Genomic DNA, 12,527 nt, shown 5'->3' with positions numbered 1-12,527 from the left:
ACGAACGGAAGTGCAACATCATGACCGCCATCATCGACATCATCGGCCGCGAAATCCTCGACAGCCGTGGCAATCCCACCGTCGAGGTCGACGTCGTGCTGGAAGATGGCGCGCTCGGCCGCGCCGCGGTGCCATCAGGCGCCTCCACCGGCGCCCATGAGGCGGTGGAACTGCGCGACGGCGACAAGGCCCGCTATCTCGGCAAGGGCGTCACCAAGGCGGTCGGCGCCGTCAACGGCGAGATCTTCGAGGCCTTGAGCGGCCTCGATGTCGAGCAGCAGGCCCAGATCGACCAGATCATGATCGACCTCGACGGCACCCCGAACAAGAGCCGCCTTGGTGCCAATGCCATCCTCGGCGTGTCGCTCGCCTGCGCCAAGGCGGCTGCGAACTCGCTCGACATGCCGCTCTACCGTTACGTCGGCGGCACCTCGGCGCGGCTGTTGCCGGTGCCGATGATGAACATCATCAACGGCGGCGTGCATGCCGACAACCCGATCGACTTCCAGGAGTTCATGATCCTGCCCGTCGGCGCGTCGAGCTTTGCCGAGGGCCTGCGTTACGGCGCGGAGGTTTTCCACACGCTGAAGTCGGAGCTGAAGAAGGCCGGCCACAATACCAATGTCGGCGACGAGGGCGGCTTTGCCCCGAACCTGCCGTCGGCGGACGCCGCGCTCGAATTCGTCATGAACGCGATCGGCAAGGCCGGCTTCAAGGCGGGCAGCGACATCGTGATCGGCCTCGACTGCGCCTCGACCGAGTTCTTCAAGGACGGCAAGTACGTCTATGAAGGCGAGGGCAAGACCCGTTCGATCTCCGAGCAGGCCAAGTACCTTGCCGATCTCGTTGCGCGCTATCCGATCGTGACCATCGAGGACGGCATGTCGGAAGACGACATGGACGGCTGGAAGGAGCTCACCGACCTCATCGGCAAGAAGTGCCAGCTCGTCGGCGACGATCTGTTCGTCACCAACGTCAAGCGCCTCGCCGAAGGCATCAAGGCGGGCCGGGCCAACTCGATCCTGATCAAGGTCAACCAGATCGGCACGCTGACCGAGACGCTCGCCGCCGTCGAAATGGCGCACAAGGCGGGCTACACCTCTGTGATGTCGCACCGCTCCGGCGAGACCGAGGATTCCACCATCGCCGACCTCGCCGTCGCCACCAATTGCGGTCAGATCAAGACCGGCTCCCTTGCGCGTTCCGATCGCACCGCCAAGTACAACCAGCTCCTGCGCATCGAGCAACAGCTCGGCAAGCAGGCGCTCTATGGCGGCAAGGCGGCACTGAAGGCGCTGGCCTAACGCGCCTCGCCAAGCCAATTCTCCGGCGTCACGTTAGCTTGATCGACGCTCAGTCGCATGCGCGTTGACGCCGGATGGTTGTCGTGATGTGCTCATACACCTTAAAGGTGAGGCTACTTTTTTCTTATTTCATTTTTTAGCAATTTGACGTTCCGCGCGTGTCGGGCGCGGAAGCGCCGGTGCTTTGCCTCGCCCAACGCGGAGCGCCAAAATGACCAGATTGCGAGCAACCCGAGCCGTCAGCACGGATGGAACCGTTACCGTTCAGGCCAGCGGTCAATTGATGGACGACTACGTCTACGCCACCGATCTGACCGGCGAGACGGATCTGACGGCGATACAACAGGCCGACGGCAGTTACAGCCTGCTTTACCTCGGAGCGACCGGCAACATCATGTCGCTGCGCCGGGACCCTGACAGCGATACGGGCTGGAGCGAGGAGGTGGTCGATGCCACCCTTCAGCCGAGCCAGGTTGTCGGCGGCATCGATGCCAGCGGCAGGTTCACGGTCTTTGCCATCGGCTCGAATGCGGCGGCGCCCGATGTTTATGTCATGACGCGCCAGAGCGGGGGAAGCTGGAGCGCGCCGCAGCCGATCGCACCGGACGGCTCGGTGCCTGTATTCATGCAGGCCAGCAAGCTTGCGGCCTTTGCAATCGCGGGCAAGCTCGAACTGTTCGCGTTGCTCAGCCCCTCGCCGGGGTCCAACGGCCAGTCCAGCCTGTGGCGCATCGGCTGGGATGCTGCCGCTCCGAGCTGGCAGTACATCGCCGATACCGACCAGACCATCATCGAGAGCTGCACCGTCGCGGACATCGATTGTCTCTTGTTCGCGAACACCGCCGAGGCGACGCCCGTCGCGCTGGATCTGTTCACCGTGGCGGCTCCCTTCACGGCAACGGCAACATTGCTGGCGGCGAACATCGTATTCCGCTCGCTGGCCGTTGGTACGCAGGCGGACAACAATTCGGCGGTGTTCATTGCCGATCCCGGTGACATGACCGATCGGCCGCAGATCCAGTATCTCGACGGTGGCAATCCGGACGCCGGTTTCGTGGTCGTGGATTCCACGATCAAGGCGACCGCGCTGGCGGTTGCGAGCGCCGGCGCCAATCCATTGGCGCTGTTTGCGCTCGATGACAGCGGCTCGCTGCAATTCATCGCGACGCCGCCGTCGGACACCAAATTCGACTTCTTCCTTCGCCTGAGGAACATCCTGACTGCGCGGGGGACGGAGGGCGATGCGGAGCTGGTTGGTTACGTGCCCACAAAGGGCCTGATGCGGATGTGGCAGAGTCCGCCGGACGATCCGGCTTCGCCTGACGGCAGCAAGGGCGGCTGGAATCAGGAGCCGATTCAGTATCCGCCGCTGACCCGCAAGCTCGTCGAGCAGAAGACCTATTCGACGACGCTGACTTTCTATGACGCGAATGGCGTGACCCTTTCCAACGCCAAGGTCGCGCTAAAATCGACCGAGATCATGAGCGCCTCGATCGCCGGGCAGGTCGTGACCCTTGGTCCGGCGCGGGCCCTGACGTTCACGACCGATGCGTCCGGCCGCCTGCGGGTCACGACGGAGACGCGGTCGCTGAATGCCGTGGGGCTGAGCGCCAGGCTGCCGGACCTGATGATGGACGGCGGCGATTTCGCGGTGACGCCCAATTATGATGTGCAGGAACGGCTGCGCAACATCACGACAGCCCAGGTCAAGCAGCTCGTGCCGAGCGAGTTCGCCGGCGATGCCGATCAAATCCGACTGGCCGTCACGGAAGCGATGGCCAACATCCATGACGGGCCGGTCGCGTTGGTGCGGGCGCGCATCAATGCCAGGGACGACCTTCGGCTGCCGCTGCCGATGCGCGCGCAGCCCCGGCAGCCCTTCCGCTTCACCGTTGCCGGCGGGCGGGCCGTCTTCAAGACTCTCACCGATGCGGAGGCGGACGCCGCCATCGTCGAGATCGCGGCATTGCGCACCAGTCCGGATTTTGGACTCCTCGACTTCTTCGAGGACGCGATCGAGGCGATCGGCAATGCGTTCGAGACCGCGGTCGATGCGGTGTACGACTACGTCATCAAGCCGATCGCCTCCGGTTTCGAACTCGCCATCAACTGGGTGGCGGACAAGCTCAAGATCGTATGGAACGGCATCGTCGACACCGTGGAAAGCGCGTTCCGCTTCGTGGAAACCGTCTTCAACGCGGTCAGGACGTTCTTCGTCGGGCTCTACAATTTCTTTGCCTGGCTGTTGAGCGATGCGCGCAAGGACATCTGGGCCACCAAGCGGAAGTTCGAGCGGATATTCAGCCAGGGTCTGGTTTCGCTCGCAGGCTTTGCCGCCGACGGCGGCAAGGTCAGTCACAGCTTCTTTGAGACCATGGAAGGTACCGTCAAGCAGGCCTTTGCGGGGATCGAGAAGGATCTCGGCAAGATCGATGCGGATGACGGGATGGATGCGCCGTCCGGCGTGAGCACGTTTCTCGAAATCATCGAGGACAGCGCAAGCGTCGCCAACTGGCTGATGGACAAGGTTTCGTTCGGCAGCCTCATCAGCCTTGGCATCAATATCCCGTCGGCGATGGTGCAGGATGCGATGGCTCTCATCTCGCGGGTCCAGTCGACATTCGCCACCGAGATCGCGAAGCTCATCCAGGCAAGCATGAAACGCTTGCGGGCGCTGGCAACCAGCACGTCGGAGTTCGGCAAGGTGCTGCTCGCCACGATCCTCGGCGAGGTGAAAGACCTGATCCTGGCCGTTCTGCGCGTCCTCGATGGACTGGTTCAATCCGTTTTGAACTTCTTCGCCAAGGATCTCGTCGCGCTCAACACCGCAGTGTTCGGCGCCTCCATCAATAACTTCGTCATTCAGGCGCTCTACGATCTGATCAACCCGGGGTCTTCGGAGGGGTTGACCGTCGTCGGCCTCGGCTCGTTGCTCTGCGCTTTCGTTGCGACCACGCTCTATCGCATCATCTTCGAGGATTCTCCGTTCTCGCTCGAACAAGCCGAGCAGGGCGTTGCGTCGAGCAAGAAGGAGATCGGCGTTCTGCTGATCCTGTCCGGCCTCGTTCAGGCGACGGTCTGGTGCGTCGCCGACGTCGGGCTCGATGTCGGATTGTTCGACAACCCGCCTGCCTGGCAAGCGCTGGCCGTCGTGATTCTCGGCCCGACCTTGATCCAGTTTCTCGCCTGGCCCGGAGGCCCGTTCGCACGGCTCGCGTTCGACACGCCGGTCAACAAGGCCACCTCGGCGGCCTGGCTGTCCGGGTTCGGCAATATCGCGTTCAAGTTCTTGTGGGGCATCGCCCGTAAGTTCAAGGATGGTCCGCGCGGCTCGTTCCCGGGATCTTGCGCACTGAGTGCCGGCGGCATCCTGTCCTTGGCGATGAATGCATGGATGTTCTTCGAGAAGGAAAGTGCGGGCACGGCGCGGGTGTCGGAATGGGTTGCCGGCGCCGCCGGGTCATTGTCGGCGATCGCAAAGCCGGCCAAGCACACGCTTGATCCGCTTGATGCCCGTATCTTCCTCGGCGTCGTGGATATCGTCAGCGACGTCAGCGCCGGAATCGCCAAGATCGTCCACGGCAAGGAGATCATCGATTCGGAGCAAGGGACGACGCTGACTGCAAGGCGCGTCTCGATGGGCTCGGCCTAGGTCACGGGCCGCGCGTCCGGAGGGACGCTCATACTGCTCAAATTTCGCAAACTGATTTTCACCCAGGCTGTTTCATCAGAGGATATTTTCATGCCCGCTCGGATCCGACCTTGCAGACCAAAGGCAGGCTTACTGTCGGCCTCAACCTCGACAACAACGCATCGTACATCAGCAGCGGCGCGGTGAACGGACTGAAGGTGACGGCCGGAGCGCTTGCCTACGGGCCGCCCAACGAACCTCCGCCGCCGTGGAAGCCGGGCAAGCAATACTGGTCCGGAAACGGCACCGCGTTCGGCGCCCAGGGAATGGTCCCGACGACCTACGGCTACACTTACCAGGCCGGCATCTACCAGCCACTGTACATCAGCGACATGAGCAGCAATGCCGTGATGACCGGGAAGACCTATGTCTTCACGTTCTCGCTGGGAGCCGAATGGATTCAGCTCTACCTCAGGGTCACTGGCGGGCCCGACGGAGCTACGGTTTTGCCCGGCTTCGGACTTTGGAGCCTTGGCAGCAACCCGCACGCCTGGACCTACGTGACGCCAGAGGCCTTCACCGGCGAATGGATGATCGGGCTCCTCAGTCCGGCCTGCTTCAACATCGTGTGGCTTTCGGTTGAATATGCACCGCCCAAGGATTACGGCGGCGGTCTGCCGGAGGCGCGGCTATGCTTCAAGGTATCGGGGCTGTCGCCGACCAATGCATTTGCGTATTCGACGGATGTCGATCTCGGCGGCCCCCGTCCGCTGGGGCAGGACATGCCGATCGGACTTCAGCATCTGCATCCGCGCAGCCAGCCGCACATCCTGCAGCGCGAATCCGCCGTTCCCGTCGGCTAGGCTTCCTGTTCAATCAGTTGCTGCGCGGCGAGCCGGAACTTGGTAAGGAGGCCGCCTATCCGGGCGCGTCGCGCTGCAATGCCTGGGCCTGAGGCCATGAGTTGGTCGAGGGCCCAAGGCCTCGCTGACGCTCCTGCATCAAGGGAGGATCGACATGAGCGATGGCGAAACCGGACTGCAACTGCGTTCGCTGATCAAGAAGAGCGGCGAGCTGGAAATCTCGCTTCTCGACGTGCCGACCCCCGAGCCCGCCGAGGACGAGGTGGTCGTCCGCGTCGAGGCGGCGCCGATCAACCCGTCCGATCTCGGTCTGCTCGTCGGCGCGGCCGACATGAGCACGGCGAAGCTCTCCGGCACAAAGCAGGCGCCCGTCATCACCGCGAAAGTGCCTGACGGTGCGATGCGCGCGATGGGCGCGCGGCTCGACCAATCCCTGCCGGTCGGCAATGAAGGTGCCGGCGTCGTCATCAAGACCGGCTCGTCGGATGCCGCGAAGGCGCTGATGGGCAAGACGGTCGCGATGATCGGCGGCGCCATGTACTCGCAATACCGGACCCTGAAGGCGAGGGACTGCCAGCCATTGCCTGACGGCACGACGGCGGCGGAGGGCGCGTCCTGGTTCGTCAATCCGCTCACCGCGCTCGGCATGACCGAGACGATGCGGCGCGAAGGCCACAAGGCGCTGGTGCATACCGCTGCCGCCTCCAATCTCGGGCAGATGCTGAACAAGATCTGCATCAAGGACGGCATTCCGCTCGTCAACATCGTGCGCAGCAAGGAGCAGGCGGAGATCCTGAACAAGATCGGTGCCAAATACGTCGTCGATTCCAGCGTGCCGAGCTTCCTCGACGATCTCACGGCCGCGCTGGTCGAGACCGGCGCCACTATTGCCTTCGACGCCATCGGCGGTGGCAAGCTTGCCGGCGACATCCTCAACTGCATGGAAATCGCGATCAACAAGACCGCCAAGGAATACAGCCGCTACGGCTCCAGCGTGCACAAGCAGGTCTATGTCTACGGCGCGCTCGATATCCGCCCGATCGAACTGCCGCGCGGCTTCGGCATGGCCTGGGGCGTCGGCGGTTGGCTGCTGACCCCGTTCCTTCAGAAGATCGGTCCGGCCGACATCGGACGGCTGCGCCAGCGCGTCGTGAACGAATTGAAGACCACCTTCGCCAGCCACTACACCAAGGTGGTCTCGCTTCCCGAGGCGCTCGATCCCGCCAACATCGCGGTCTACGCCAAACGGGCCACCGGCGAAAAATTCCTCATCAACCCGAATAAGTCGTGACGAGCGATGGCGTCCAGGCCTGATCGAATTTATGCCTGAGCCGTGGGGCGAATAACGATCTCGCCGACGTCCACGCTATCCGGCTGCGCTATCGCGAAGGCCATCGCCTCCGCGATTGCGCTCGCCGGAATGGCCATCGCCTTCATGCTTGCCTGTCCTTGCTCCCGTAACGCGGAATCCGTCATGGAGGACGGCAGTTCGGTGTCGACATAACCGGGTGAGATGGTCGTCACGCGAAGGGACGGGCCGACCTCCTGACGAAGTCCTTCGGAAATCGCCCTGACGGCATTCTTGGACCCCGCATAGACGGCCATTGTCGGAACGATCTTGAGGCCGGCGGTCGACAGGGTGTTGACGAAATGGCCGAAGCCCTGACGACGGAACACGGGCAGGGCCGCGGCGATCCCGTAGAGCACGCCCTTCACGTTCACGTCGATCATGTCGTCCCAGTCGTCGACCCTCAGATCGTCCAGGAGCGAAATCGGGGCAATCCCCGCATTGTTGATCAGGACGTCCAGCTTCCCGTATCGATCCGTTGCCAGTCCGACGAGCCCGGCGACATCCTCGCGTTGCCTGACGTCGGTGACGAGGTACGACGCCTTTCCGCCCTTTGACGCGATGCTCGCGGCCAGCATCTCCAGCCGGTCGGCGCGCCGTGCGCCGAGGACCACGATGGCGCCACGTTCCGCGAGATGCCGGGCGGCGGCTGCGCCTATTCCGCTGCTGGCGCCCGTGATGGCGATGACTTTGCCTGCGATGCCCGTCATAGATGTTCCATGCAATTCGTTGCGATGAACTTCGCATCGAAAGCGAGGATGATCTATGCTCGAAGTGCTCGAAAATCGTCGAGATCGGATCAGGCCTTGGACACACCCCCAGATAGGCACGAGACCTCGGGTAACGCCTCGGACCCGCTGTCTCAGGTCTTCTCGCTCCTGAACGTTCGCGCTGCGCGTTGCACGAGGTTCGAGGCGGGCGGCAATTGGTCGTATCGGTTCCCGGCCAAACCCGCCCTGAAGTTCGGCGCGGTCATCCGAGGTGATTGCTGGATCGATTTCGGTGACGAAGCCCATCATCGGCTTGTCACCGGCGACTGCTTTCTTCTGGCCAATGCACCAGCCTATGTTCTGGCCAACGACCAACGCCTTGCTCCCGAAGACGGCATAGCGGCGTTCGATTGGAAGCAGTCGGATGTCGCGCGTCACGCGGGCAGCGATACCGTTCTGCTTGCCGGCAGTTTCGGCTTCGAAGCGTCGGACGCCGGATTGCTGCTCGATGCGCTTCCTCGCTTTCTGCTCATACCGTCGCGCAGCCCGTCGGCCCCCATCATTCATTCCACGCTTGGGATTTTCGACCTTGAGATCAGGGGGACGGGAATCGGAGCGGCCGTACTCACCGACAGGCTTGCCGACGTCCTGCTCGTCCAGGTGCTCCGCGCGGCGCTGGCTCAGAGTGCCGGCGAGGGTTTTGGATGGATCAACGCGCTGGTCGATGCCAGGATCGGCAAGGCCATCAGGCTGATGCACGAAAACGCCGCTCACCCCTGGACCCTGGAAGCATTGGCCGACGCGATCGCCATGTCGCGATCCGCGTTTTCGAAGCGGTTTAAGTCGCTTGTGGGGTTGGCGCCGCTCGACTACCTGCTTCGATGGCGAATGCGACTTGCACGCGATCAGCTACGACGTGGAGCGACCGTTTCGGCAACGGCCGCGCAGCTTGGATACTCGTCGGAGAGCGCCTTCGGACATGCCTTCAAGCGAGTCTACGGCCACGCACCGAAGCGATACTGGCGCGGACAGGCCGCGGGCGAAAAATTCCCCAACGCCCCAAATAAATTATCGTGATCTGCGACGGCACCTCACCGAAGGAAGGTCTTGCCTTCTGAGCGAAGCGGGGGATTATTCCGCCGCTATTGAAAGCGGGACAACCGCAAGCAAAGAAGGGGACACTTCCATGACTGATCTGAATCGCCGCCACTTGCTGGCGGGCGCGGCCGCTGTGGGCGCGGCTGCCGTTACCGGGCTCGGACCGATCACTGCTCGTGCCTCAGTGCCGCAAGCCGGGGCGCAGGCGCCGGGCTTCTACCGCTACAAGGTCGGCAGCTTCGAGTGCACCTCGATCAATGACGGCGCGCGCACCTTCCCGATGCCGGACAAGTTCGTCGTCAACGCGCCCAAGGACGAGGCGCTCGCCGCGGGCGAGGCGGCCTACATGCCCAAGGGCATGGTCACGGTGCCGTTCAACCCGCAGCTCATCAACACCGGCTCCAAGCTCGTTCTGATCGATACGGGCAACGGCGTCGCCAATCTCGAGCCCAGCAAGGGCGCGGTCGGCCGCACCCTGCAGAACCTCGCGGCCGCCGGCGTCGATCCCAAGAGCATCGACGTCGTGCTGCTCTCGCATCTGCATCCCGACCACACCAACGGCATTCGCCTCGCCGACGGCGCGCTCGCGTTCCCGAATGCGGAGATCATCGTGCCGGGCAAGGACTGGGAGTTCTGGACCAGCGAGGACAACGCCGCCAAGGCCGAGTCCAACGCGATGATGAAGAACTACTTCGCCAACGTGAAGAAGACCTTCGCCGGCCTCGAATCCAAGGTCACCAAGTACGAGTGGGGCAAGGAGGTCGCGCCCGGCATCACATCGATCGCGACGCCCGGCCATACGCCCGGCCACACCTCGTTTGCGGTTGCATCCGGCGATGCCAAGGTGCTGATCCAGTCCGATGTCACCAACATTCCGGAGTTCTTCCTGCGCAATCCGGACTGGCACGTGGTGTTCGACACCGATGCCGCGTTGGCGCAGCAGACGCGCCACAAATTCTACGACATGGCGGCGGCCGAGAAGGCGACCGTGATCGGCTTCCACTTCACCTTCCCCTCGGTCGGCCATGTCGAGAAGGACGGCGCCAAATATCGCCTGATCCCGTCGGCCTGGAATCCGACGATCTGATCGGGCTGGACGTTTGTGCGAAAGATCGGGCCGCCGCTTGGCGGCCTGATTGTTTTGGACGACGGTTTCAGAAACTCAATGTTTCCAAATCGGACCGGTTCATGCACTTGCATCCATTGGTCCGGATCGCTTAAGTGCCGCCCGGCACTCCCGCTCAAGTTCTGAGGACACTCCATGGCCTACAATATCGTCGTGATCGCCGGCAGCCTGCGCAAGGACAGTTTTTCGCTGAAGATCGCCAATGCGCTCGCGAAGCTCGCGCCGGCCTCTCTCAAGCTCGAGGTCATCACGCCGGCGGGCATCTCCTTCTTCAACCAGGACCTCGAGGGCGCGCCGCCCGCGGACTGGCTGGCCTTCCGCGAAAAGCTCCAGAAGTCGGACGGTGTCCTGTTCGTCACCCCGGAATACAATCGCGCCATCCCGGGCGTCCTCAAGAATGCCATCGACGTCGCCTCGCGCCCCTATGGCAAGAGCTCGTTCAACGGCAAGCCGGTCGGCATCATCTCGAACTCGCCGGGCCCGCTCGGCGGCGTCAGCGCGGCCAAGACGCTCCAGAACATCCTGCCGGGCATTGCCGGCCCGATCATGCAGCAGCCCGAGACCTACCTGAACGCGGTTGGCGACGCCTTCGATGCCGAGGGTAACCTCGCCAAGGACGCGCTCAAGACCGTGCTCCAGGCCTATATCGACGCCTTCGCCGCCCACGTGGCCAAGCATCACGGCTGAGGCTGAACAACCTTGTCATTCCGGGGGCGGCTCGAAGAGCCGAACCCGGAATCTCGAGATTCCGGGTTCGATGCTGCGCATCGCCCCGGAATGACAGTTTGCCAAGATTAGCGCTCCCTTAACCAAGCTGCCCCATCTTCCCAAGATGGTCTCCCGCGCGCGCCTCAAATCGATCCTGACCGGTCTTGCCCTCTATGCGATGGCGGCTGCCATCGTCGGCTATTTCGGCGTCAACGCCTATACCGGCAAATACGGCCTCAACGCCCGCCAGGAACTCGACCAGGAGATCATCGCGCTGACGAGCGAGCTGGCCCAGCTCAAGCGCGAGCGCGCCAGGAGCGAGCAGCGCGTCTCGCTGCTGCGTTCCGCGAGGATCGATCCCGACATGCTGGACGAGCGGGCACGCTTCCAGCTCGACTATGTCAATCCGCGCGATCTCGTTCGGATGATCCCGCCGAACTAGCGCTTGCGCAGGTTTCGAAACCGGTATCGAAAGCCGGCGCCGGGTCCGACCGCCTCCTGCAAAGGTCGCAAGACCGCAGTCGTCTTGCCGCCTTGACGGAGCAGCGCGGGCGGGGGCATGGCTTATGCGGCGCAACCGCTCCCCAGGATTGACAGAGATCAATCAGGCCGCGCCGGCACGCCGTAGATTGCCACCCGGAGGAAACGGTGATGAATGGGTCAATGCCCCAGCATCACGCGGCTCGTGTCGAAGCCGCTATTGCATCAGGCCAGGCGGCTCGCTCCGCGCTCGTGGCCTCCTGGCGCCGTTCGTCCCGACTGCATCATCTCGACCCCTCCGGCCGCGGCCTGCCCCAGCGGCTGACCGACGCGGAACTCCGCGAGGCGCGCGAGCGGATCGCACCGCTGCTCGCCGCTGCACGAGGCGCGATGGACCGGCTCTACCAGGCGGTTGGCGCGGCCGGCTGCTGCGTGCTGCTGGCCGACGGCGAGGGGGTGCCGGTGGATCGTCGCGGCACGCCGGCGGACGACACCACCTTCCAATCCTGGGGTCTGTGGACCGGCGCGCTCTGGAGCGAGGAGCGCGAGGGCACCAATGGCATCGGCACTTGCGTCGTCGAGCAGCGGCCGCTGACGATCGACCGCGACCAGCACTTCTTCACGCGCAACACGCTGTTGAGCTGCACCGCCGTACCGATCTACGACCACGAGGCGGCGTTTGCCGGCGTGCTCGACGTCTCCTCCTGCCGCGCCGACCGGACCGATGCGTTTTCCAATCTGATCGCGCTCGCGGCAGGCGAGGCGGCAAAGCGCATCGAGGCCGACTTGTTCCGCCGGGCTTTCGCCCATGCCCGCATCGTGCTGACGCCGGCTGCGGACGGACAGTGCGGGGGCCTCGTTGCGGTCGATGCGGACGATCTCGTGATCGGCGCGACCCGCTCCGCCCGGGTGGGACTTGGGCTCGCGCCAGGCCGGGCGTTGCGGCCAGTGCCCGCGGCCGATCTTCTCGGCGGCGATACGGCGCGCGACCACCTCGCCGGCGGTCAGCGCGCGGTGGTGCAGCGGGCGCTGCTCCGCGCGGGCGGCAATGTTTCGGCGGCCGCCAAAGCCCTCGGCGTCAGCCGCGCAACCCTGCACAGGAAGCTCAAGCGGTTCGAGCTGAACCACTGAGGGCCACTGTCCTTTCAGCCGTCATTGCGAGCGTAGCGAAGCAATCCAGAATCTTTCCGCGGAGGGACTCTGGATTGCTTCGCTGCTGTTTAGCCCGGAGACATGACTGACGGGTGTTCGGGGACATG

Annotated in this window: 10 protein-coding genes; 9 read left to right on the top strand and 1 reads right to left on the bottom strand. The window is 63.7% G+C overall.

Going from position 1 to position 12,527, the window contains the following annotated elements; translation table 11 throughout:
* Positions 1–20 precede the first annotated feature (20 nt).
* The 4 genes from eno to WN73_RS18170 all read left to right on the top strand — a co-directional run bounded on the left by eno (position 21) and on the right by WN73_RS18170 (position 7,089).
* The gene (gene eno, locus WN73_RS18185; protein ID WP_011087562.1) at positions 21–1,304 is read left to right on the top strand and encodes a phosphopyruvate hydratase; all 1,284 of its coding nucleotides are present in this window, start codon (positions 21–23) and stop codon (positions 1,302–1,304) included.
* A gap of 211 nt (positions 1,305–1,515) precedes the next feature.
* Positions 1,516–4,956, top strand: a complete 3,441-nt coding sequence (locus WN73_RS18180; RefSeq protein ID WP_271554123.1) for a hypothetical protein — start codon at positions 1,516–1,518, stop codon at positions 4,954–4,956.
* A gap of 110 nt (positions 4,957–5,066) precedes the next feature.
* On the top strand, positions 5,067–5,798 hold the full coding sequence (locus tag WN73_RS18175; RefSeq protein WP_271554121.1) for a hypothetical protein: 732 nt from the start codon (positions 5,067–5,069) through the stop codon (positions 5,796–5,798).
* Positions 5,799–5,952: 154 nt separating this feature from the next.
* On the top strand, positions 5,953–7,089 hold the full coding sequence (locus tag WN73_RS18170) for a zinc-binding dehydrogenase (protein ID WP_011087559.1): 1,137 nt from the start codon (positions 5,953–5,955) through the stop codon (positions 7,087–7,089).
* A gap of 29 nt (positions 7,090–7,118) precedes the next feature.
* Here the strand turns inward: WN73_RS18170 and WN73_RS18165 are convergent, their stop codons facing one another.
* Positions 7,119–7,856, bottom strand: coding sequence for an SDR family oxidoreductase (locus WN73_RS18165; RefSeq protein ID WP_011087558.1), 738 nt, complete (start codon positions 7,854–7,856; stop codon positions 7,119–7,121).
* A gap of 9 nt (positions 7,857–7,865) precedes the next feature.
* Between WN73_RS18165 and WN73_RS18160 the strand changes: the two genes are divergently transcribed.
* The 5 genes from WN73_RS18160 to WN73_RS18140 all read left to right on the top strand — a co-directional run bounded on the left by WN73_RS18160 (position 7,866) and on the right by WN73_RS18140 (position 12,399).
* On the top strand, positions 7,866–8,933 hold the full coding sequence (locus WN73_RS18160) for an AraC family transcriptional regulator (protein ID WP_439711366.1): 1,068 nt from the start codon (positions 7,866–7,868) through the stop codon (positions 8,931–8,933).
* A gap of 109 nt (positions 8,934–9,042) precedes the next feature.
* Positions 9,043–10,041 carry an MBL fold metallo-hydrolase gene (locus tag WN73_RS18155; RefSeq protein WP_271554113.1) on the top strand — a complete coding sequence of 333 codons (999 nt, stop codon included), beginning with the start codon at positions 9,043–9,045 and terminating at the stop codon, positions 10,039–10,041.
* A gap of 174 nt (positions 10,042–10,215) precedes the next feature.
* Positions 10,216–10,767: an NADPH-dependent FMN reductase gene (locus tag WN73_RS18150; RefSeq protein WP_271554112.1), complete on the top strand. Its 552-nt coding sequence runs from the start codon at positions 10,216–10,218 to the stop codon at positions 10,765–10,767.
* A gap of 145 nt (positions 10,768–10,912) precedes the next feature.
* Positions 10,913–11,230, top strand: a complete 318-nt coding sequence (locus WN73_RS18145; protein ID WP_011087554.1) for an FtsB family cell division protein — start codon at positions 10,913–10,915, stop codon at positions 11,228–11,230.
* A 209-nt stretch (positions 11,231–11,439) separates the two neighbouring features.
* The gene (locus tag WN73_RS18140; protein ID WP_038967230.1) at positions 11,440–12,399 is read left to right on the top strand and encodes a helix-turn-helix domain-containing protein; all 960 of its coding nucleotides are present in this window, start codon (positions 11,440–11,442) and stop codon (positions 12,397–12,399) included.
* Positions 12,400–12,527 lie beyond the last annotated feature (128 nt).

The sequence above is a fragment of the Bradyrhizobium sp. CCBAU 45394 genome, assembly GCF_028128655.1.
In the GTDB taxonomy this organism is placed as follows: Bacteria; Pseudomonadota; Alphaproteobacteria; order Rhizobiales; family Xanthobacteraceae; genus Bradyrhizobium; species Bradyrhizobium diazoefficiens.
Note: the sequence above shows the minus strand (reverse complement) of the source record. Positions and strands in the feature narration are given on the sequence as shown.